We start from the raw sequence: 22019 nt of genomic DNA on the forward strand, positions 1-22019 counted from the left end.
GTCTTCGCGAAGTCGGTCGAATAACCGCCCCGGGCTAAAACCGGCGGAGGGCCTTCCGGATGATTCCGCCGAGCCGGACCGCCTCATCCAAAGTCGGCGTGGAAATCCGGGTTGCCGTCGGCCAGTCCATACCGCCGAGTAAAGCCGGTGTGGTTGGGGGAAGCCTGCGCGGAGGAATCATGATCGGTTCCTGGGGTGGAGCCGTTGCGCCGGATCGCGGGATCCGGTAGGTCCGGCCGGCGCGAATCAGGTTGCCGCTCAGTCCGTTCGCCCTCTGAATGGCCCGAACCGTTGTGCCGTAGCGGCGGGCCAGGTGTCCCAGAGTCTCGCCTTCGCGGACCCGGTGCGGGATCGTGAAAACGGGGGGGTCGATGACTTTCAGACGGAGAAGATGCGGATAAACCCGCCGTCCGAGTTCCTGAGCCTCGGGATTGAAGAAACGCACGTGGTAGTGCGTGCGATGACCCGCGACATGGCGGATCAGGGCCCCGCGCGATCCTTTGACGAACTGAAAGATCCCGTCCAGCCACTCCTTGTCCTCGCCGATCGAAAGCGCGTAATGGTAGAGAGGCTTTTGGATTCTCCAGTCGAGAAGAATGGTTTCGACGTCGGTCAAAGCAGTCAGGGCCCGCACCAGCGCCCAATTTCGGGGAAGATCGAGATTGGTCGCAGTTCCCGGAATTCGCCAGTGTGTCTTGCCGTCCTTGTAGTAGAATCCGAAGTCGACGTCACGGCCGGCCTGGTGCGTGGCATGGCGCCGGAGCTGTCTGCCGCCGGGATGGCTGATATCGCCGATTGCGAGAGGCTGTGTTCCGGGGAAGATCCGTGCCACGGTTCGGAGCGCCGTTTGGACAAAAGCGATGGTCTCGCGTGTTCCATAGGATTCGCCGGGATGGATGATCTCCCATTCGGGAGCCGGCGGCAGCGGTATGGAGCCCAGCTGCAGTCCGCTGCCGGGAGCCCCGATGGAAAGGGACGCCAGGGAATGCGGATCGGTTGCGATGCGCTCGGCCAACTCGTCATCCGAGAGACTCAACGGCGGGAAGGGGAGTCCGGTCTCCGCGCCGTCAGGTTGGGCGTCATTGGGGGTTTCCCCTTTCGATAGAGCGAGAATATCGGCCGTCCACCCGGTGCCGAAGCCCAGCCATGCGGCAAGAATCAACGATATCATGTGTCCTCGACCTTACCTTTTACCCTTGCCGGCATCCCCAGGTCAAGCTTTCAAAACCGCCATTCTCGAGGCCCTGAAGAAATAGGCCCGGATCAGTTCCGCGAACGGATGAGGATGAGGTCGTCCTGTGGGGCGATCAGAAACCGCGCGCCGTCCTCGGTTACGACGGCCATCTCTTCGACGGAAATCGTTTTCGTCCCGGTTTCTTCGCCTGAGAGTTCCCACGAGAAAAAGCCGTCATAGGCGAAAACCTGGCCGGGCCGGAGGAGCCGCGAAACGGCCGGAGAGGGAGTGCGTCCGCGCTGGCCGCCGCTGAGGGCCGGCCCGACATCGTGAGCCCAGTAGCCGACGGGATGCCCGGTGCCCCAGAAGACCGGAATCGATCCGGCTTCTTCCATGACCCGGCGCTGGGCGAGATCGACGTCGAGACCGCGGACTCCGGGGCGCATGGCCGCGAAGGCGGCCCGGCTGCCCCGCACCGCCGCGTCCCACTTTCTCAGGGCGTCGGCGGGAGGCTCGGTTCCCCCGGGTTCGAGGACATAGGCGAAGCGCTGGATGTCCGTCACCCAAATATCCCAAACCTTGATGCCGAAGTCCGTCTGGATAAAGTCGCCCGGACGGATCACGCGGTCCGTGGCATGGGAGTGGCCGCGATCGGGTCCGGAATTGACGTTGGGATTCTGATCCGGAGCCCAGGCATCCTCGACTTTGAGCTGGGCCATGCGGCGCTTGAGGAAGCGGGCCAGATCGGCGTCCGTCGTTTCTCCCGGAACGGCCCGGGCATAAGCCTCGATCTGAAGCCGGGCCGTGATCTCGGCGGCCCGAGTCATGATGTCGACTTCCCGGGGCGTTTTCACGGAAAGCCACTCGACGACCAGATCCTCGGATGACACAAGACGTCGGGAGAGATCCGGGCCGAGCGCTTTTTCAAGTTGGATCCGCTGCGTGTGGGAAAGACCGTCGGCTGCGGCCAGCGCCGATGAGTTGACGGCGATCTTAGCCGGGTTTCGTCCTTGGAGAACCTCGGCGGCCGTGCCGAGAATCGACAGATTCGGTTCGGGGGCAACGACGCTGTCATGGAGATCCATATCCCGAAGGGCCGTGGCTTCCCCGGCGGGAGATACCGCGACTGAAGAAACGCCGGGCGTTTCTCCATCATCCGTTGCCTTTTCAAGGAAGAAGAGAAAAACAGCCGTTCCCCCCGCATTCTCACCTCCAACGTGGTGGGCGAGAGGATCGTTGTTGTTTTCACGGAGAACGAGAACCCAGGCGTCGACGCCTGCCCGTTCCATGGCCGGTCCCAGAAGCGTCCGGATGCGCTCCTTACGAACGGACGGCCAGGGGTTGTCCTCGGGAGGAAACGGAAGACCGGGTCCGGTCCAGGCCGGAGCGGCCTCAAAAACCGGAGGCCCGAGCCGCAGTCCGGAAGCCGCGGCATCGGGATCGAAGGGGTCGGGCGCGGCCGTCCGCGGAGCGCAGACGGCCAGGGGAATGACAAGGAGCGAAATCCATAAGTTTTTCATTTGTTTTCATCTTATCATGACCGTTTGCCGAGTCAACCGGAATATCATCGCAGCGCGTTTCCGTGCCGGCGTCACAGCTCAATCCCGGAAAGAAATACGCCATTATTCTCAGCGGCAATCCTGTCGCTTTCAGCTTCGATGGGCCGACGGATCCGGGGACAAATTTTCGTCTTGTGCCTTCGGTCGGAACATTTTTCTTTACAGCGGCGCGAAGATAAATTCAGGGTCAATTCCGGCGGGACGGTTTCCGAGCGGAGGGACGCGACGTTTTCTCTAGGGCGATGAGGAGCGTCGTCGGATCGAGCATCAGGCGGAGCCGCCCGCGCGGCTTCCGGCCGCGGTGCCGGATGAGGTGAAATCCGACCTGTTCGCCCTGGAACCGCAGCGTCATCAGCACGTCGATGAGATCCAAATAGGGGAAAAGAAGGCGTGGGACGCCTTCCTCGTCGAAAAGCGGCTGGGGGCCTTTGAGAGATGCGCTGAACCAGATCTCCAACCCGCGCCGCACGGCGAAATCCCTGAATCGGACCAGGTCTTCGGGTTCGGCCGCCGCAAAGTCGTAGCCGTCGACAATGACCGTCTCCGCGGCGAAGGGCGCATGGACAATCAAAGCCTCGATGCTTCTCAGGATCTGTTCCGTCTTCGTTCCTTCCTGGCGGAAGTTCATGATGACTCGGTTGCGGATGAGGTCCTCGAACAGGGCGGACGGGTCTTTATCCTTGAGCCGCGGTTTCCTGGATATTTCCCGGAACAGATCCTCATACCACTTGATGATGTGGTCGACGCGGCTCGAGTAGGAAACATGGATGACCGGCTTGTCCTGGAGCATCTTGTCCAGGGCGATGTGGACCAGGCAGGCCGTCTTGCCAACGCCTTTGCGTGAAGCCAGGACGCCGACACCGCCTTTCCCCAGCCCCCCGCGGAGGGTTTTATCCAGGACCCGGATGGGGCTTCTCTTGACGAGATCGGTTTTCGGCATGATGCTCCTCCCCGATTAAGTCCGCACGCCGGCGCGGCGCTTCTCCGCGATCTCCTCGGCCAGCCGCGCGGCGACCTGTTCCGGAACGCGGCCGTACTTGAGGAATTCCATTGTGAACTCGGCCTTGCCCTGGGTCAAAGACCTCAGAGCGGTCGCGTAGCCGAACATTTCGCTGAGCGGCACCTCGGCGTCCACACGGGCGAAGGTTCCATCCTCGACCGAACTGACGATGACGCCCCGCCTCTGGCTGATTGTCGCGAAGATGTTGCCGACAAACTCCGACGGTCCCTCGACGGAAAGTTTCATGATGGGCTCAAGGATAAAGGGCGCGGCCTTCGGGAACGTGTTCCGGAAGGCGCCCTGGGCCGCGGCCTGGAAGGCGATGTCGGAAGAGTCGACGGCATGGTATTGTCCGTCGGTCAGGACGACGCGTACCCCGGTCACGGGAAAGCCGAGAAGCGGTCCCTTTTTCAGCGTCGCGCGGAATCCCTTGTCGCAGGAAGGAATGAATTCCCGGGGGATCCGGCCGCCCTTGACCTCGTCGACGAACTCGTAGCCGCCCGAGGGGGCGGGCTCCAGGTAGCCGACGACCCGGCCGTACTGGCCGGCGCCGCCTGTCTGTTTCCTGTGCGTGTAGTCGAAGTCGGCCCGCCGTCCGAGGGATTCGCGGTAGGCGACTTGGGGTGCCCCGGTTTTAACTTGGGCCTTGTATTCCCTCTTCATCCTCTCCAGATAAACATCCAGGTGAAGTTCACCCATGCCCTGAATGATGGTCTGGTTGGATTCGGGGTCGACGTGGGAGCGGAAGGTGGGGTCCTCCTTGATGAAGCGGTTGAGGGCCTTGGCCATCCGGTCCTGGGAGACACCGTCGGCCGCCGCGACGGCAAGCGAGATCACGGGTTCGGGGATATGAATGGAGGTCATGGCCAGGTTCAATCCCGGAGAAACGAATGTGTCGCCCGAGGCACAGTCGATTCCGAACAGGGCGACGATATCGCCGCTCGAGGCCGTGATGATATCCTTCATCTCGTCGGCATGCATGCGGACCAGGCGCCCGACCTTGAATTTCTGTCGCGAGCGGGTGTTGTAAAGCTCGTCCCCCTTCTTAAGGGCGCCTTGATAGAGGCGGATGTAGGTCAGCTGGCCGTAGGGGCCGTCTTCGAGCTTGAAGGCGAGGGCCACGGACGGGTCGGCGGAATCGCCGGACAGCCGGACGGGCTTTTCTCCATCGTCGAGATCGAGGGCGGTGTTTTCGACGTCGGCGGGGTTCGGAAGATAGCGGACGACGGCATCGAGAAGGGGCTGGACGCCCTTGTTTCTGTAAGCTGAGCCCATGAGGACGGGGGTGAGCTTGCGCGCGATCGTTCCCTGACGGATGGCGGAGCGGATCATGTCGGCATCGACGCGGTTTTCGAGGGCGGCTTCCATGAGATCGTCGGAGAACATCGAGGCGGCGTCGACGAGCCTTTCCCGATGGGATTCGGCCTCAATCCGAAGCTCCCGGGGGATCGGCGCTGCTCTGACGGTTTCACCTTCGGAGCCTTCGAAATACAGGGCCTGCATGTCCACGAGATCGATGACACCATCGAAATGATCCTCGAGCCCGATCGGAATCTGCAGGAGGACGGCGGTGTGGCCCAGTTTCTCCTTGAGTTGCCGGGCGACCTTGAGGGGGTCGGCGCCGGTGCGGTCGAGCTTGTTGATGAAAGCCAGACGCGGAACATTGTAGCGCTTGAGCTGGCGGTCGACCGTGATCGTCTGGGACTGCACTCCGCCGACGGAGCAAAGGACGAGGACGGCCGAATCCAGAACCCGGAGGGAGCGTTCGACCTCGATGGTGAAGTCAACGTGGCCGGGTGTATCGATGATGTTGATGGAGTGGTCCACCCACCGGACGTTGGTCGTGGCCGAGGCGATGGTGATGCCCCGCTCGCGTTCGAGCTCCATGGAGTCCATGGTCGCGCCGACTCCGTCCCGGCCCTTGACCTCGTGGATCCGGTGGATTTTTTTGCAGTAAAAAAGGATTCTTTCGGTCAGCGTCGTCTTGCCGGAGTCGATGTGCGCACTGATGCCGATATTCCGCATGCGGGCGATATCGTTGTCCATAAACATCTCCACCTGTCATAAACCTATAGGGTGAATGTCGCGTTGTCGGAGTCGGATCGCTCTGTCGGGAGGCGAGCACATCTCGAATCAACGGTTAAGGCGGCATTATAGCCGATCGGTCCTGCGGAATCAAGCCGGCGGCGGACAAAGAAAACGGCTTGACATGAAGGGCGTTCTCTGTTCTCATAAAACAGAGGAGCAATCCATAGGGAGGGCATCATGAGAAAATCAACTTTTGTCTTTGTCTTGCTTCTTTTCTTTGCTATAACATCGGCCATGCCGACCGACCAAGTGAAGACGGCGCCCAGGAAAGTAACCATGAGTCCGGTGTCGACCATATGGGTCACCAATCCTCTGGCCGATGTTACCTGGTTCTCCGGTTCCGGGTCCCGATATCGCGTCGAATGGACAAAATCCGGAACTTTCGCCGTTGCCAATGTCCATATCCATCTCTGCGATGAAGCGGGCAACCGGATGCTCGGTCGCCTCGCTGCCGACACGCCAAATGATGGAAGCGAAAGCGTTGAGCTGGACAGGAACCAGGCGGAAGGTAAATATGCCATCCGGGTTGAAACCACCGACGGAAAAGTCAGGGGGACGTCCAAGCCGTTTTTCATCAAGACGTCGCCCTGGATTTTTACCGTTCCGGCCGGCGATCTTGTCCGGGGACGAACCTATTCGATCGGTTGGAGGACGACTCAACCTTCTTCTCTTCGGATCGATATTTTCCTCCGTCGTGAGGGGGCCATGGTCGCTGAGACGCTTTTGGCCCGGCAAGTGCCCAACTCAGGGAAAGCCGAGCTAACAATTCCATCCGGTATCGCCCCGGGAATCTACCGGTTCGAGATTCAGCCGGGAGGGAGCTTCGGCGGGATGAGTTTTCTGAGCGCACCCGTCAGAATCGTTTCCTAGAACCGCCTTGTTCCGGACCGGGAACCGAACCACCTCCGAGCCGTCATCGTTTGCGCTCGTGTTATAATTACAAAAAAAAAGGAGGCCGATCATGAAACATCTCCGGATAGAAACCGCAGCGGTCGTTTTTCTCGGGATGCTGGTCTTTCCCATTTATGCCGCCGCACAAATCCCGGACCTTGAACTCCCCGAGGATCCCTACGAGCGCGGAGTCGTCCTTCTCGGCCGCGGAAAATACGCCGAAGCCCGGGCGCTTTTTGACGAAGTCCTCGAAGCCGATCCCTGCCGGAAAGACGCGATGTATCATCGCGGCGCCGCTCTTCTCGGACTCGACCATATCGACGAGGCCTGGGAGGGTTTCAGCCGCATCCTGGAACTCGATCCCGAATCCGCTCTGGGTCATGTCGGAAGGGCCAAGGTCTGGATCAAGAGAAAGAATTACACGGAAGCCATGAAATCCGTGGATGATGCGCTCAAATGGGACCCGAAATCGGCCGATGCCCTCTACGAGAAGGGCAACGTTTTCGGTTGGCAGAAAAAAACGGATGACGCCATCACGTTTTACCGGAAAACCCATGAGGTTGCGCCCAACCACGCCTACGCGCATTACCAGATCGGCCTTGCCTATAACCAAAAAAAGCGAAAGGATCTGGCCATTGTCCATCTGGATAAATTTTTGGTTCTGGCGTCTCATGCGCCGGAAGCGGAACAGGTCCGCAGCCTTCTGAATTTCCTCCGGAAATAACCTGGACGGCTCAGGCTAACCTGATCTATACACGAGTCGAGGCGGCTGCAGATGCAAGGCGCGGAGGGTGGAGTGTTTGATCAGGTTAAAAAGCCTGGCCGATGCTGAAGAAGAGCACGCGGCGGGGTTCGCCCGGACGGGGGTTGAGGTTGAATCCGAGATCGAGACGCAGGAGGCCGACTGGGCTGTCCGCCCGCAGGCCGAATCCGGCGCCGTGGCGGAGATCGGACAGGCTCAGATCGCGGGCCGTCGCGGTGACATTGCCGAAGTCATAGAAGACGGCGCCGCCCAGCAGACTGAAAATCGGGAAACGCAGTTCGGAGTTGACGATCAGAACGGCCTCTCCGCCTTCCGCTCTTTCAAGATAGGGATCGATCGGTCCCAGCGAGTCGAGCTTGAAACCGCGGATGGAATTGCCGCCTCCGGCGTAGAACCTCTTGCTGGGGATGAGAACCTGGTCATAGGCATCGGCCAGACCCAGCCGCAGACCGGAGGACCAGACGAATCCTCCGCCGAGTTCTCGAACCGCCGTGTATTGGCCGAAGAAGCTGACATAGGGAAGATCCGAGCCCAAGGCCTCGGGCGCGTAGGTCAAGCTTGCGGAAAAGAACGATCCGGATTTTGGATTCAATCGGTCGTCCCGCCTGTCCCGCACGAGGTTCCAGGCGAGTTCGGAAAGGTTGATGGTGAAGTCGAAAGGAAACGGCCCCCAGCTTTCGAGTTCGTAGGTGTGAATGCGGTTGAAACGGTAAAGATAGGTGAGGGAAAAATCCATGGGCAGGCGGATTTCCTGCTGCACGCTGACGCCCCGGGTCTCCGTTGCGAAAAAGTCCCGGACGTCCTTTTGGGCATAGAGAGAGGTGAGTGTGTTGAAGCGAATGCCGAAGAGATAGGGCACTCGGAAAGAAAACCGGAGATCGGTCTGCCTGAGATTTTCCCGGTAGGAGAGAAATCCCCGTCGCCCGCCGCCGAAAAGGTTGGAGAACCCCAGTTCCCCGAATCCCCCGAGTTTTTCCTCGGAGTTGTAGCGCAGGCCGTAGGTGACGGCGAAAGGCGGGGATTCTTCAACGGAGACGACAACCGTGTCTCCGTCCCCGCCGTTCTCCGCCGGGCGGTTGGAAATGTCCACGCCGCGGAAAACACCGGTATCGTAAAGCCGCTTTTTGCTCCGGGCGAAGGTTTCGAGACTGACCGCCTCGCCCTCCGCCAGCCGCGCCTCTCTCAAAATGAAAGAGGTCTTTGTCCGGGAGTTGCCTTCGACCTCGGCGTCCCCCACGGTGTGGCGGGATCCTTCCCGGATCTCATACAGAAGATCGACATTGTCTTCTCCCGGACGCGGAACCACCCGGGCCGAGACGAAGGCGTCGACGTATCCCCGGCTTCGATAAAATGTCAGAAGGACATTCCGATCCTCCTGAACACGCGTCGGGCTGAAGGCGCTTCCCGGCCGCAGGGACAGACGGGAGTCGAGATGACCGCTTTCAAAGGATTCCAGGCCGTCATAGACGACATTCCCGATGAAGGAGCGCGGCCCCGCCGCAATGTTCAGACGGATCTCCAGTTTCCGCGAAGAATGGTCGACATCGATTTGCGGGGAGGAAATGACGGCGCTGCGATGCCCCAGATCCTGGTACCGGCGGTCGAGAGCGGTCAGGGCGGCCGAGGTGTCGATAACCAAATTCCACGGCCCTTTCGTCCTGGCCATGATATATTCACGGACGGTCCTCCGGACGTCGCGGGGGCTGAGCGGTTCGCTTCCCCGGATATCCAGCTTCCGGATCCGGTACCGGCCGCCCTTCCGGACCGTGAAGACATACTCGATGAGGTCGTCGGATTCCCGCTTTTCGGTTGTGACTTCGGCGGCGTAATGCCGTGTCAGCCTCAACCCGTCTAGCAGAAGAGTCCGGGCTTCGACAAGATTGGCACTTTCTGGAAACTCGCCTCTCCAGGCTTCCTGAACGCTTGCTTTCAAACGTCTGGGGATGTTGTCTCCGATAAAAACGATAGAGGCCGGCCGTCCGGCATCGATGTCCAGGACGATGTCGATCCGTCCGTCTTCTTCCCGGAGGATGTTTGGGGATATCACGGCATTGACGTACCCCCGCTCCTTGTAAAAATGGAGAAGATCCTCGATCGAGGTGTAAAGGTCGCCGTAAGAAAAATCGTGCCCGGGCTTCATCTTCGACGTCAAAGCCTCAAGAACGGCATCGGGAAATGCCGGATTGCCCTGAAAAACGATACCCGCGAAGGTCCCGGCTTCGAAAACCGCGGCGTCGCTCATCCGGACGGCGGCGCGACGCCCTCCGATTGTAAAGGAATGCTGGAAACTGGATCCGTAGGTTCCGTCGTCCTTGTGAAACGCGCTGATCTGAAAGGATCGGCTGAGGTCGTAATCCAGAATCCAGGTCTGCCGCTGGCTTCGCGTGATGTCGGCCGAATAGGTCACGGAGGCCCGGTCGGACACCCGCTTCCGAAATGTCAGCCGTGCTCCCGGGTCTTCCTCGGAGGCGATGTTGAGCGGTTCGATGACGACATCCTCTGCCTTGAGGAGGCTTTTCAGACCCTCAGTGACCGGAGACGTCAGGGGGGTTGCGAAATACTGGATCATCTGGCCGCCCAGAGTGTCGAGAGCGCTTCCGGAAATATTGGACAGGGTTTTCCCGGTGAGCAGGAGAAAGGCCAGATCGTCGCCGGACAGATGGGGCGCGTTTGTCGAGGTCAGAGTATAGGAGGGTTTGTCGATGGGTCCGCTCAAGTGAAGCCGGATGTCCACATCCTGGGTGTTCCATCGGACCCGGGTATAGGCCACGATGTCGATCAGAAAGTCCGTGATCTCCGTACCCAGATATTCGACGCGGATCGATTCAACGGTGTAGCGTCTGTCTCCGAGAAAAGCCTGGCCGACCCGGGCGTTCTGCACCTGCCCGGAAAGAAGCGGGAAGGGCGGAGTTCCGGAGATATGGAGGCGGGGTTCGAGCTCGATGTCGGTTAAGTTGTTCCTGACGCGGATCGGTTCGACGGACGACAGATTGATGTCCAGGTTCAGGTCCCGCAGGAACGGCGGGAAATCCTCGGGACTGGGAGGCGTGGCGTATCGGATCATGGCGAGGAGTTCGACGCCGGGATGAATGTCCTCGCGATAAAAGCCCCGCAGCATTCCGGCTTCTCCGGAAAGCGTCATGTTCCCCCATAATCCCCGAAGCTCCAGGTCCGCGTTCGACACCGAACGGAATCCCTCCGGGAAGACCAGATCGAAATTCCGAAGAACCATGCGGAGGCTTTCCGCCGAGATACGCCGAAATCCGCCGTGGTCGATGCGGCCTTCGAGGGTGAATGAACCGCCGTTGGCCGCACCGCGGACGCGGGACAGAACGGCCGCCTCGCCGTCGAAATTCACATCTCCGCGAATGCCGGTCAAGTTGAGAGGAAAATCGCGGACCCGGGCGAAAAGATCCTGGATTTCGACTCGGCCCTGAATATCGGGTTGGGCCGGGTTTCCCGAAACGGCGAGGTCGGCCGTGACGGCACCGCCGATGCGGGCTTCGGGGACCAGGGCGTCGAACGGCGCAAGATCGATCTTCATCCGGAGGCGGGCCTCGATTTCGGGTTCCGGCGCGATCCGGTAGAATCCCGAGAGCCCCAATTCGCTGTTGTCCGCGGCGAGAAGCAGATCCTTCAGGCGGATGGTGCCTTCTCTCATAAGGATTTCGACGGGCGCCGTGTTTCTGATGCGGAGATCTCCGGAGGACAGGTGGAAGTTGGAAAGATTGAGTTCAACCTCAAGATTTTCGATGTCCGCGGGATCCCCCCGAATGGAAAAGCGGGCGTCCAGCGATCCCGAATCCGCGGCCTCGGTGGGCCGGTCCATGATTCGTGAGGCCAGAAAACCGGTGTCCCGGAGGGCCAATGTGCCCTTGGCCTGGAAGTCTTCCGGTTTCAGGATGGGAAAGTCGAAAACAAGTTCCGCGGAGAGGACGGAATCTTCCGCGCCGGGTTCGGGAGCATCCCCGAACGATTGCGGAAGAAGTGCGGCCAGAGATATCCCGGGCATATCGAGGCGTCCGTGGATGTTGAAAACATCCTCAAAGGCGATCCCGGCTTCGGCTTTCAGATTGAGAGAAGGAACGGACAGAATGGCCGCAGCCGCGGCGCCGTCGCCGAAAGCGTCGAATTCCAGGCGCGGGATATGGAACCCCTCTGCGGCGACGTTGTCCAGCGAAACGGAGACCGTAAAGCGGGGCTCCTCAACCGTTCCTTCCCCCTCGATGACGAACCCGGCCATGCCTTCGATCGGAGGCATTCCGGGCAGAAATGCTCCGGCCATGGCCAGGGGGATGCGGTTGCCGATCAGCGAGGCATGAAATCCGCCGCCGGCGATGTCCCATCCGAAATGCCCCTCAAGGGCGCTGTCCTGACTCTCGATCGTCAGGGATTCCACCGTGAGTTCCCCGTTGCCGAATCGGCCACGGGCGGCGACCTTGTCGAACACGGCTCCATGAAACGTAAGCGGTGCCGCTTCCATGCGAAACTCGGCTTGGATCCCCTTCTCATCCATAAAAATTTCCGCCCCGCCATTGAGAACGCCTGCGGCATCCTCGGCCGGACCTGAGGGGAGAAGAGAGGCGAAGGGACCGAGCGGGATATTGGAAAGTTCCAGGCGGCCGGATGTTCCTGCTCCCGGTTCGAAGGAGTCTTTACGGAAAACGATCCGCCCCGATCCGGTGATGCTCCCTTCGTTGACCGCGGCGGACAGGCGCTTGAGGTCGACGGAGCCGCGATCTCCGGCGGCTTCGATCCGGACTCCGGACAGGCTGAGATCATCGGAGAGAAGATCATCCGCATGGACGGTGACGGCGAACTTCGGATCCTTGAGAGAGCCCCGGATATGCCCGCGGACCGCGGCAGAGCCTCCTATTTCAGGAACAGGCCCCAGTCCCGAGGGATAGAAATCGGCGAGGACCTGGCTCCCGGCCAGGATATCCGCCGTTCCCCATACATTTGGGATGATCAGGGCAAATTCCGCGTCGATATGCTCCGCTCGGTCGGCATGGCCCTTGAAGTCCAGCCGGGCCCCGGCCGCGGACAATCGGCCGTTTCCGGAGATGCGGCCCTTCGAAGCTCGGAGTTCCATGCGCCCCTCGGGAACAATGGGCCGCCCCGGTTCCGCTGTCGGAACGGGCCCGACGGCCTGAATCAGGATCGAGGCTTCGGCTTCGGCGTCTTCGATGGCGCCCGCCGGCCAGCGGGCCGCGATTCGTCCGTCGGAAGAAACGGGGCCGATCGCAATGTCCTGTTGAAAAAACGCGGCCCACTTATCCGGAAGAAAGCCGCTCCACCGGGCGTCGATCCGAAAGTCTCCGGGCCCGGAAAGAACGAGGTCGGCTTGGCCTTCGAGTTGACCGACTTCCGAGCGAAAAGACAGGTCGGTCAGCTTGAAGACGGATGCACTCCCCTCGAAATCCGTATCGAGGGATGCGGGGCCCAGATCGGCCAGCAAGGCGTTGCGGCTTTCGATATGTCCGGAGTAGTTCAAGGTGCCGTCCCGGCTTCGGATATGCCCCGAAAGGTCGAGCCGGCCCGAGATCATGACGGAGGAGTTCAGAAGAGGCAGGAATTCCTCCAAACTCAGGGATGTTCGGACTCGAAAATCAAACAATGGTTGAGGCTCGAAAACAGAGGACGAGCCGCTTGCGGCCAGGATGGAATCCGCCGTCTGCAGGCGGAGTTCGTCAAGGAAAACAGTGCTCCCGTCGAAGCGGAAACGCGTTTCGACTTCACGGATCTCGAACTCCGAACCTTCGATGACGGCCTTTCCGCCGCCGATTTTCAACCGGCCGTCGTGAATCGCGGCGGGCGCCTGAAAACGGACCGCGGCTTCGATGTCGCGCAGGGAGAGAAGGAAAGAGGCCGGGCCGCCGTCGATTTCCAGAGTTCCTTCAACGAGGTCGAGGGCGTCGATGCGGATCTCCGGAATCGGGGAGACCCCGGATTCCGGTTCAACGGGAGGCGCGGTTTCATGCGGGATATCCTGAGCCGAGCCGGGGGAGCGGGATGCGACGGCTTCGAAATGCGGCCGGATGATGAGAACCTTTTGCAGATGGATCTTCTTCCCGAGAACGATGGACCGGTGAAAGTCGAACTCGATTTTCTTCGCGGCAAAGGATTGGAGCCAGGATTCATCAGGATCGAGGCTCCGGATGACGGGATCCTCGAGTTTTACGGCAAGAGAAAACGGCCGGAATCGCACCTCACGGGCTTCAATAGACAATCCGGCTGATTGTCTCAGGGCACGGTCTGCGATTCGGAGAAGAAGCTGTCCCGCCGTCCGGGTGTGGAGAAAAGCAAGTGCGGCGGCAAGCATGACGGCGAGGGCAACGACCAGGATGATGAGTCTCTTTTTCCACCGGCGTTTCCGCTTCGTTCGATCTCTCGACATATCTCTATTATAACGAATTTTTGGGGGACTTGCGCCGGTCGAAACGCTCCACAAGACTTTGCGTGCCGTCCTTTTGTGCGACCTCAATCACGAAAAAGAACGTCTTTCTCCAAGAGCGGGAACGAGTCGGGCGGCCTCAGCACGCGGCCCAGGCCTTGAGCGTTTCGTAAGGCACTTCGCCGCAGAGGACGTCGCGCGTTTCCGTGTTGAAGAACGTCGGCGTTTTCAACTGGCCGCCGCATTTCGGCGCGATATCATTGCGAAAGGACCGCATGAGATCTGCGTTTTTTTCGTCATGCCAGATTTCGAGCCTCTCGACGTCGACGCCGGTTTCCTTTTCAAGCCTGTCCACGAGCGGCATCATGCGCCGGCAGTGCGGGCATTCCCGGGCGTGAAAGAGCAATAATTTTTTCATGCGTTTCTCCTGACGAACAGCCCGCACCAGCATTCGCCGTCGGGTTTGTCCTTGTAGGTTTCATGGGCGGTGAAATGGCAGGGACAGACGATCCGGACATCCTCGGCGAAGTCTTTTGTCCTGAGGCGACAGGGACAGTACTTGAGTCCGTGGTTCTTTTCGTTGGCGAAAATCCCGTCGATGAGCATGCGGACCTTGTCCTTGTCCGGGCTGACTTGAAACGGGTTGCCATCAACGAACGTCTCGATGGCTTTGCGGAAACCCTCCCGGGTCAACTCCGTTTGGACGGGGGATGCGATTTGCCGGGCTTCCTCGGATGTGATTTCGACATAAGCCTTTCGGATGCCGCAGGTCGGACAGATTTCAGGCGGTTGAACGCCGAGATGAATGTCGTTGCAGACGAAACACCGCCAGTTTTTTCTCATGAGTCCCGTCCTTTCCTATCGGCCGGCAAACGATTCTCATTTCTTAGAAGTTTAGGTGGGATGAGGGGCGTTGTCAAATGTTGAAAGCTAGAAATTCACAACGAGGGAGGTCGTGAAAACGGTATCAAGGTTTTTCAGGGGAGAGACGACAAAAATGCCGGAAAATGCCTCATCCGGTCCGAACAGGGGAATCTCCCCTCCGGCGGGATTGTGAATATAGATTAAATCCAGACCGACCTTTAAGGCCAGATTCCGACTGACCGAAACCGACAGAGCATGGGACATGTCGGCCCGCCAGTCGGAGAAATCCTTCAAGTTTTCATCGAAGAGGATCGCGCCGGAATAGGAGGCCGACGGACTGACGGCCTTGTCGAAAGTCCCGGCGATGCGGAATCCACCGAAACGTTCGGGTCCGCTTTCCAGATAGGATCGAAAGGTATAGGTCAGGGAGACGTCGGTTTTCAGCCGGGCCGTCTCCGTTGCGATGACGGCGTATCCCAATCCGGCGGCGAGAACCGTCCGCGAGACGATGCCCGCGAAGCGGTTTTTTTCCCAACCGGCCCCGGCCTTGAAGAGAAATCCTCCGGACAAGGCTCGGGTGTAGCTTCCGGCCGCTGCATAATTCTCGGCGGCCAGGCGGATTTCCCGGTTTTCGGAAATCCGGAAATCGTCGGCCGTTCCCGTTGCCGTTCGGGTCAGCACCGCCGTCTGGGCTCTGACGGCCTTGACCTTCAGCTCAATGCTGTCGCGATCCCATGTTCCGGTCAAGATGTTGGCCAGCCCGAAGGTCCGGCTGACGGCATTTCCCGAAGTGACGACCAGGCTGAACTCGGCCTGGTCCATCCAGCCTCTTTTTTCCGGGGTTTCCACATCCTCCGCGGCTCTTCCGGCGACCGGAAGCAAGACGGCGAAGAAAAAGACGGTCAGCCCCGCCCGAGTTTTCTTCATCATGTTCTCCTTTTTGCGTGAAGCCCGATTTCTTCGATGTGTCAACATCACACCTCTCAGTCCGACTAAACGGTTGAAAAAATGCCTTGGACGGGGCCCCGCGCTTTCGTCTTGATCAATTTATCACAGGGTGCGTCTTGTGTCGACGAGCCGATCATGATACCTTGTTGCCTCGGCTCCGATGAGCCGGGACGAAGGGAGATCAGGCATGAGCACATCAATGTATGGATGCACCCGGTGCCATAAACAGGCGTCCGTCGAAAAAGACGCCGTCGTTCCCCGGTGTTGCGGCCGTCCCATGGAACCGCTGCCTTTCTGCACCAGCGTTCCCAATCCGGAAATGGCTCGGAACTACGCCGACGACGAACCCTGTGCCGACGGAACGGTGCGCAAGCCCGAAAAGTGAATTCGGACCCCCGCTCAAGGTCAGCGGGTTGACGCGTTCGGTGTTTTCGCTGTGCCGACGGCAGCCGTAAAAAACGCCAGAAAAACCCAGGTGAATGGGATCCATAATCCCGTTGTGAAAATATAGGAAAAAAGCAGCCCTGCGATTCCCGCGAGGAGGCCTAAAGCCAGGGGCTGTCGGCCGGGCGTGATCTCCGGGATCTTTTTCAGTCCTTTATGGAAAAAGACCCCCAGCCAAGCCAGAAGAGCCGCCAAGCCGACGACTCCCGTATCCACAAGCGCCGTCATGATGATGCTGTGATTAAAGCTGTGATTTCTAACCGGGGTCCCCGGTCCGTGTCCCATAATCGGGGATTCCAGGAATTGGCTCCAGGCGTTTTTTGCGACATGGGCTCGAATCGTCAACATCCGATAACGCTCCACTTCTCCCTGGGGAAAAAATCTTCGCTGGACAATGGTCTGGAATGTCGGTGAAACAAGAGTGAAAAGACTGAAAAGGATCAGCGCCCCTGCGGCGGCTTTCGCAAGGCCGGCCGGATGAAGACGCAGGCCGGAGGCCTTGCATCTGAAAAGGACAAGAAATAGGATGCCCGCCAGAAAACCCACCCAGGCGGCGCGGACGAAGCTGAAGAAAAGCCCGGCCAGGGATGCCGCTGCGCCGAAGCGATAAAATATTTTTTTTTCTTCTCTCGAATAGGCCAGAGCCAGGAAGACGACGGCATAATAAAGACAGACAGCACCGTACCAGTCGGGTTCGACAAGAGTTCCGTACGGGCGACCCCAGGGGGCGCCGATGAACCAGGCCTGGAAGAGGCCGAGGTGCCCGACCGGCCAGTTCCAACCGAAAAAGTGGCGAAGCATTCCGGCGGCGACCTGATAGAGACCGAATCCGATTTGTATCAAACCGATGCTCAGAAAAACGTGGATGGCTTCGTCGAAAATCTTCGGCCTTGACGCCAGGATGACGACCAAGTGATAGAGAAGGATCAGAACACCCAGGAGAACGGCGATTTTCACGCTCCGGAGCTTATCGGGTGACATGACAAGAGAGACAAGATTCACCCCCATGTAAAGCCAGAGAAATTTGTCGGCGACGGCAAATCTCGGAGGAACGCCGCTTCTCAGGATTCCGTAGGCGATCGCCGCGATTCCGATCACGGCCAAAATCAGAGAGATGCGGAGCCTGACGCCGAGAAGAGTGACGGAATAGGGCTGCGCTTCAAAAAAAAGACCGGCGAGAATGGCATAAAGAAGGATTCGCGTCCCTGTCTGGCGTGTGCCGGATTCGATGTCCTTCATCATAATCCGTTCGGATCTTGTTTGAGATGCGTCAGCGTCCCCTGCGGCTTCCTCCTCTCTCCTGCTCGCGTTGGAGTTCGATGAGATCGACTTCGGTCCGGGAGTCGCCGATCAGGTGCCGGCAGAAATAGTCGGCCCGGATCCAGAAGAAATAGTCGTTCATGTCGCCGAAGCCATGGCGCTGGCCGGGAAAAATGAAGAAATCGAACCGCTTGTTGGCCTTGATGAGCGCCGCGGCCATCCGGTAGGTGTTGGCCGGATGGACGTTGTTGTCCATGTCGCCGGTCGTCAGAAGAAGTCGGCCCTTGAGGTTGGCGGCGAGTTCCGAGTTCTTATCGATGGCGTATTCGAACGTGACATTCCCGTCCTTGTCGACGACTTCCTTGACGCCGTGGTGTTTCTCGCTCCACCATCTGTTGTAGATGTTGTTCTCATGGTTTCCGGCCGAAGACACGGCGACCTTAAAGAAATCGGGATAAACCAGCATGGCCGCCGTGGACATGAAGCCGCCTCCGGAATGGCCGTAGATGCCGACCCGGTTGATGTCGATGAAAGGATGTCGGGCGGCGAGCTGCTCGACGGCCGCCTTCTTGTCGGCCAGCCCGTAGTCGCGGAGGTTGCCGTAGCCGAAATTGTGATACCACTTCGAACGGTGAGGGTGGCCGCCGCGGTTTCCGACTTCGATCACGATGAATCCGAACTGAGCCAAAGCGACATTCTGGTTGCGGGGCGAAAACGTTTTGGTCACGCTTTCGGTCTGCGGTCCGGGATAGACATAGGCGATGATGGGATAGGAGCGTCCGGAGTCGAAGTCGAAGGGCTTGTACATCACACCATACAGATCAGTGATCCCGTCGGCCGCTTTAACGGCGAACGGCTCCGGGAAGACGAAGCCCTCGGCCTTGAGCCGGGTCAGGTCGGCCGTTTCGAGTTCGAGCAGGAGGTTGCCCTGGGCATCGCGGAGCACGGATTTGGGCGCCGTGTCGACCCGGGAATAGGTGTTGACGAAAAATCGCGCCGAGTCGACCATGTCCGCGGAGTGGGAGGCGTCTTCGGATGTGAGAAGCTTCATCCCCGTCCCGTCGAGGCCGACCCGATAGACACGCATGTAATAGGGATCGCCGGACTCGCGCCCGGCAGCCGTGATATAAACCGTGCGGGTTTTCTCATCAATCCCTTCCAGGGACTGGCAGGAGAACTCGCCTGTTGTGATGCGGTTTATGAGTTTTCCATCGGAGGTGTAGAGATAATAATGACCCCAGCCGTCGCGCTCCGACCAGTGAATGATCTCGCGACCTCCCGCGGTCAGGCGGAGGGGTTTGGTCTCGATGTAGGTGTTGAGTCGTTCTTCGATCAAAACGCGGACGTCTCCCGTTCCCGGATCGGCGACACAGATGTCGAGTTTCTTGAGATCGCGGCTCAATCGGGAGAAATAAAGCTTGTCCGGCGTTTCGCTCAGCCAGCGGAGACCGGGCCGTTCGTCGAGCTCCCGATCGAAGACCGAGGCCGGCGCCGTGGCGATCGACAGCGTCTGGTCCTTGAATTGATCGGCTTTGACCTTCGTCCAGGATTCGGGTTCCAAGTCGTAAACGAGGATCTCGGGCTGGGGCATTTCTTTTTCGCCCGGCATGGCGTATCGGTAGGTCTCCAGAGTCGGCCGGGGCTGGGCCATATGATTGATAACCCAAAGATCGGCGACTTTTCGTTCATCCGTTCGAATGAGCGCGAATTTTTTGGAGTCGTGCGACCAGAAGACGGTCACGGCGGGAGAGCGGAAATCCTCCCGATCCTTTTCATCCTTTTGGAGTTCTTTTTTATCTTCTTCCCGCAGCGTCCGGGCGTAGCTGTAATGCTCGATGCCGTCCGTCGTGATTTGCGTTTCCTTGACGGCGGTATCGTCGGCCTTTTTCAGGGCCAGGGCGTAGGAGTCCGCATCCATGAGATAGAGATTGTGGTTGCGGGCGAAGACGACGGTTTTTTTGTCCGGGGAGATCTGGGCCCAGCGGGGTCGCTTCGGGGGCTCGACAAAATCCTCGAGAAGAACCAGTTGTCCCGTCGCCAGAGTGTATTCGAAAAAGAGTTTCTTGGTCTTGGCGTCCTTATCCTTGTCGTTCGTTTTGTCGGCGTCCTCGTCTTTTTTCTCCTGTTGTTGTTCGCCGAGAAGCTCGTCAACGGTCTTGACGGCCTTTCCGGGAGCGGCGACCATGGCCTCCCGCGGCATTTCGATATCGAATTGAACGGCGGTGTCGTTCTTGACGAATTTGAGCGTTTTGATCGGAAGGTTCTGCGCATCATAGGGGAACAGGGTGATCTGCATCAGCCTGGCGGCCATTTTGGCGTTGTCGAAAATCGGCGTTTTTGTTTTGCGGTCCGGGTCGACAAGGAAAAACGACCGGCCGGAGTCGGTTTCAAAACTGTACCAGAAGCGATCTCCCGTGGCCAGCCATCTGGGGGAGACCGATGTATCCAGAACCATTTTGGCGACCTTCTGGGATGTCCACCGCGCCGCCAGGTCGTAATTGGCTCGTTCGATGTCGTGAGTCTGTGCGGCGGTTGCCGGTGATGCGAGAAACAAAACAGCTAGAAAAAGACCGGCCGTGATGGGGAAAACCGCCGGGATTCGCGCTTTTCGGAAGAAGGAGAGTGTCATGATGCCGAGCCTCCTGAAAGGATTTTAGGAAATATCACATTCCCTATTATGAGGATCGGCGTCGGAGTGTCAACAAAAACCCGGCATGGTATAATACAAAATCATGCGTGTGCGCCCCGCCGAAGCCGAAGATTTTCCACGAATCCTTCGTTTGGCGGCTTCCCGCGATCTGGATTATCCGGACATGGAAAACGACGGTTTTTTTTTGGCCGAAGATGAACGGGGTCTTCAGGGGATTGTCGGTCTCAAGCGCCATCCGGACGGACTTGAGCTCTGCGCTCTCGGAGTCGAACCGGCCGCCGAAGGGCGAGGCATCGGACGGGCGCTTGTTGAGGCTCTGTCCGCTTCGGTGTCCGAAGACCTGTTTCTGGCCACGATCATTCCCGGCTTTTTTGAAAAATGCGGCTTCAGGACGATTGCGGATGGGCCCGATTTCATCAAGGAAAAAAAGGCGAGCGGATGGTGCGAGGGCTGTCCCTCCGACCGCTGCACCGTCATGGTGAGACAATCCCGTTGAGCGTTCCGGAATTTCCCGAGTTCAAACCCCTGGAACTCAAGGACAAAGTATGGGTGGAAGGATTGCTTCGCCGGTTTCCTCCGGAAACCTGTGAAATGACCTTCGCCAACATGTTTATCTGGAGGAACGCCGAGCGGCCGTCCTGGACGATGATTGGCGAAACGCTCTGCGTTCTTTGCCGCCCGGATTCCGAACCGCCGTATTGTCTTCCCCCGGTGGGGCCGGGTGATCCTACAAAAACGGCGGCCGCCTGTTTCGATATCGTGCCGCGGATGTCGCGTGTTCCTGAATCCCAGGCCGAGCTTTTAGCCGTGGACTTTGCCGTTACGCCCGACCGCGACAACGCCGACTATGTCTACAGAACCCGGGATCTGGCCGAACTGAGAGGAAAAAAATTCGACCGGAAGCGCAACAGGATCCGAAAATTCACAAAAAACCATGTCTATTCCGTTGTCGATCTTGACTCAACCCGGCTTTCGGACTGCCGGAAACTCCTCGATGTCTGGGCCGCGGAAAAAGCCGGGAGTTCGGAATTCGAGGTTCAGAAATCCGTGATCGGCGAAGCGATCGATCATTTCGCCGACCTGGACATCTGCGGCTGCGCCGTCCTGGTCGAAGAACGTGTTGAAGCTTTCTCCATCGGCGGAGAACTCTCGCCCGAAACGGCCGTCGTCCATATCGAGATCGGCAATCCCGCTTTCGAAGGCCTGCCCCAACTCATCAACCGCGAGTGCGCCCGCCGGGCCTGGGTGGATTATGCCTGGATCAACCGGGAACAGGACGCCGGCCATCCCGGTCTTCGCAGGGCCAAGCTCTCTTATCGGCCGCACCACCTCATAACAAAATACAACATCACCCCGAGGGGTTGTGCGTCATAAAGCCGGTTTTTTGTTCTTTATCAATCCGGCTTTATGACCCTTCGGGCGTGCCGATCTCGCCATTCCGGCTTCGTTGCAGCCCTCTCGACGTAGCTCAACTACGCCATCGAGAGCTGCTTCCTAGCCCGACTTTACGACTTATGGATTGCGCCATCTGTATCTTGTAGATATGTGGATGTTTAGCAGGCTATAGGCGTATTACCCACTCAGCATGACATCTTGAACGCCAAGGAGCTGGGACAGCCGCTTCTGCCGGGGGGTTAAACGGCTGACCGTGATATGGCTTTTCTGAAGACTTTCCGGAGGATAGAGAAGGGCGACCTCGCGGATCGAACAAAGATCTTTGAGAAGCGCCGGGATGGTGACGGGCATCCCCGACTGAAGAACGATTTTGTGTGCCAGACTGGACAACAACAAGGCCAGAACACAGTAAAACCCATGGACTCGCAGCTTCTGGTCCGTCCAGTGATAAGCCGGCTGCCAACGAAGATAATCGACGTTTTTCATGTTTTTGAAAGTGTTTTCAATGTAGGCCAGATGGCGATAGGACTCGATGACCTGATGGGGCGGCCAATCGAGATTGTCCGTCACCAGTACGGTTTTCCCGAAC

The 22019-nt window shown here is 58.9% G+C and carries 16 protein-coding genes; 5 read left to right on the top strand and 11 right to left on the bottom strand.

What is annotated here, in order from left to right; all coding sequences use genetic code 11:
- Positions 1 to 34: 34 nt before the first annotated feature.
- The 4 genes from SCM96_14400 to fusA form a co-directional block, all read right to left on the bottom strand.
- Positions 35 to 1171 (bottom strand): penicillin-insensitive murein endopeptidase, encoded by a 1137-nt coding sequence (locus tag SCM96_14400; GenBank protein ID MDW7761813.1) that lies wholly within the window; start codon positions 1169 to 1171, stop codon positions 35 to 37.
- Between the two features lie 92 nt (positions 1172 to 1263).
- Complete coding sequence (locus SCM96_14405; protein MDW7761814.1) at positions 1264 to 2694, bottom strand: M24 family metallopeptidase; 1431 nt, start codon at positions 2692 to 2694, stop codon at positions 1264 to 1266.
- A gap of 226 nt (positions 2695 to 2920) precedes the next feature.
- Positions 2921 to 3673: a hypothetical protein gene (locus tag SCM96_14410; protein MDW7761815.1), complete on the bottom strand. Its 753-nt coding sequence runs from the start codon at positions 3671 to 3673 to the stop codon at positions 2921 to 2923.
- Positions 3674 to 3688: 15 nt separating this feature from the next.
- On the bottom strand, positions 3689 to 5779 hold the full coding sequence (gene fusA, locus SCM96_14415) for an elongation factor G (GenBank protein ID MDW7761816.1): 2091 nt from the start codon (positions 5777 to 5779) through the stop codon (positions 3689 to 3691).
- Between the two features lie 219 nt (positions 5780 to 5998).
- On the opposite strand from fusA, the gene SCM96_14420 reads away from it, so the two are divergent.
- Both SCM96_14420 and SCM96_14425 read left to right on the top strand, forming a co-directional pair.
- Positions 5999 to 6691: a hypothetical protein gene (locus tag SCM96_14420; GenBank protein MDW7761817.1), complete on the top strand. Its 693-nt coding sequence runs from the start codon at positions 5999 to 6001 to the stop codon at positions 6689 to 6691.
- 91 nt (positions 6692 to 6782) lie between these two features.
- Entirely contained in the window at positions 6783 to 7436 is a 654-nt protein-coding gene (locus tag SCM96_14425; protein ID MDW7761818.1) for a tetratricopeptide repeat protein, read from the top strand.
- Between the two features lie 85 nt (positions 7437 to 7521).
- On the opposite strand, the gene SCM96_14430 is transcribed toward SCM96_14425, so the two are convergent.
- From SCM96_14430 to SCM96_14445, 4 genes are all read right to left on the bottom strand, one after another.
- Positions 7522 to 13872, bottom strand: coding sequence for a translocation/assembly module TamB domain-containing protein (locus tag SCM96_14430; protein ID MDW7761819.1), 6351 nt, complete (start codon positions 13870 to 13872; stop codon positions 7522 to 7524).
- Positions 13873 to 14008: 136 nt separating this feature from the next.
- A complete protein-coding gene (locus SCM96_14435) occupies positions 14009 to 14287 on the bottom strand; it encodes a thioredoxin family protein (protein ID MDW7761820.1) in 279 nt (92 codons plus the stop codon).
- A complete protein-coding gene (locus SCM96_14440) occupies positions 14284 to 14712 on the bottom strand; it encodes a ferredoxin-thioredoxin reductase catalytic domain-containing protein (protein ID MDW7761821.1) in 429 nt (142 codons plus the stop codon). The genes SCM96_14435 and SCM96_14440 overlap by 4 nt, the downstream gene beginning before the upstream one ends.
- Before the next feature lie 87 nt (positions 14713 to 14799).
- Positions 14800 to 15663 carry a DUF481 domain-containing protein gene (locus SCM96_14445; protein ID MDW7761822.1) on the bottom strand — a complete coding sequence of 288 codons (864 nt, stop codon included), beginning with the start codon at positions 15661 to 15663 and terminating at the stop codon, positions 14800 to 14802.
- Positions 15664 to 15868: 205 nt separating this feature from the next.
- On the opposite strand from SCM96_14445, the gene SCM96_14450 reads away from it, so the two are divergent.
- Complete coding sequence (locus SCM96_14450) at positions 15869 to 16066, top strand: hypothetical protein (GenBank protein ID MDW7761823.1); 198 nt, start codon at positions 15869 to 15871, stop codon at positions 16064 to 16066.
- A 20-nt stretch (positions 16067 to 16086) separates the two neighbouring features.
- On the opposite strand, the gene SCM96_14455 is transcribed toward SCM96_14450, so the two are convergent.
- Positions 16087 to 17367, bottom strand: coding sequence for an O-antigen ligase family protein (locus SCM96_14455; GenBank protein ID MDW7761824.1), 1281 nt, complete (start codon positions 17365 to 17367; stop codon positions 16087 to 16089).
- Positions 17368 to 17395: 28 nt separating this feature from the next.
- A complete protein-coding gene (locus SCM96_14460) occupies positions 17396 to 20014 on the bottom strand; it encodes a DPP IV N-terminal domain-containing protein (GenBank protein ID MDW7761825.1) in 2619 nt (872 codons plus the stop codon).
- Positions 20015 to 20117: 103 nt separating this feature from the next.
- On the opposite strand from SCM96_14460, the gene SCM96_14465 reads away from it, so the two are divergent.
- Together SCM96_14465 and SCM96_14470 are read left to right on the top strand one after the other, a co-directional pair.
- Positions 20118 to 20531: a GNAT family N-acetyltransferase gene (locus SCM96_14465; protein MDW7761826.1), complete on the top strand. Its 414-nt coding sequence runs from the start codon at positions 20118 to 20120 to the stop codon at positions 20529 to 20531.
- Entirely contained in the window at positions 20528 to 21409 is an 882-nt protein-coding gene (locus SCM96_14470) for a phosphatidylglycerol lysyltransferase domain-containing protein (protein ID MDW7761827.1), read from the top strand. The genes SCM96_14465 and SCM96_14470 overlap by 4 nt, the downstream gene beginning before the upstream one ends.
- A 198-nt stretch (positions 21410 to 21607) precedes the next feature.
- Here SCM96_14470 and SCM96_14475 read toward each other — a convergent pair.
- Positions 21608 to 22019: hypothetical protein (locus SCM96_14475; GenBank protein ID MDW7761828.1), on the bottom strand; the 412-nt coding region annotated here is incomplete at its 5' end.

Source organism: Acidobacteriota bacterium (assembly GCA_033549365.1).
Classification (GTDB): domain Bacteria; phylum Acidobacteriota; class Aminicenantia; order Aminicenantales; family Saccharicenantaceae; genus JAWSUF01.

Bases quoted from the DNA above. Each gene is read 5' to 3' on its own strand.
- SCM96_14450 (MDW7761823.1), top strand. From the start codon at position 15,869: ATGAGCACATCAATGTATGGATGCACCCGGTGCCATAAACAGGCGTCC.
- SCM96_14455 (MDW7761824.1), bottom strand. From the start codon at position 17,367: ATGATGAAGGACATCGAATCCGGCACACGCCAGACAGGGACGCGAATC.
- SCM96_14430 (MDW7761819.1), bottom strand. From the start codon at position 13,872: ATGTCGAGAGATCGAACGAAGCGGAAACGCCGGTGGAAAAAGAGACTC.
- SCM96_14400 (MDW7761813.1), bottom strand. From the start codon at position 1,171: ATGATATCGTTGATTCTTGCCGCATGGCTGGGCTTCGGCACCGGGTGG.
- SCM96_14425 (MDW7761818.1), top strand. From the start codon at position 6,783: ATGAAACATCTCCGGATAGAAACCGCAGCGGTCGTTTTTCTCGGGATG.
- SCM96_14445 (MDW7761822.1), bottom strand. From the start codon at position 15,663: ATGATGAAGAAAACTCGGGCGGGGCTGACCGTCTTTTTCTTCGCCGTC.
- SCM96_14420 (MDW7761817.1), top strand. From the start codon at position 5,999: ATGAGAAAATCAACTTTTGTCTTTGTCTTGCTTCTTTTCTTTGCTATA.
- SCM96_14440 (MDW7761821.1), bottom strand. From the start codon at position 14,712: ATGAGAAAAAACTGGCGGTGTTTCGTCTGCAACGACATTCATCTCGGC.
- SCM96_14405 (MDW7761814.1), bottom strand. From the start codon at position 2,694: ATGAAAAACTTATGGATTTCGCTCCTTGTCATTCCCCTGGCCGTCTGC.
- SCM96_14435 (MDW7761820.1), bottom strand. From the start codon at position 14,287: ATGAAAAAATTATTGCTCTTTCACGCCCGGGAATGCCCGCACTGCCGG.
- SCM96_14465 (MDW7761826.1), top strand. From the start codon at position 20,118: ATGCGTGTGCGCCCCGCCGAAGCCGAAGATTTTCCACGAATCCTTCGT.
- SCM96_14410 (MDW7761815.1), bottom strand. From the start codon at position 3,673: ATGCCGAAAACCGATCTCGTCAAGAGAAGCCCCATCCGGGTCCTGGAT.
- fusA (MDW7761816.1), bottom strand. From the start codon at position 5,779: ATGGACAACGATATCGCCCGCATGCGGAATATCGGCATCAGTGCGCAC.
- SCM96_14460 (MDW7761825.1), bottom strand. From the start codon at position 20,014: ATGACACTCTCCTTCTTCCGAAAAGCGCGAATCCCGGCGGTTTTCCCC.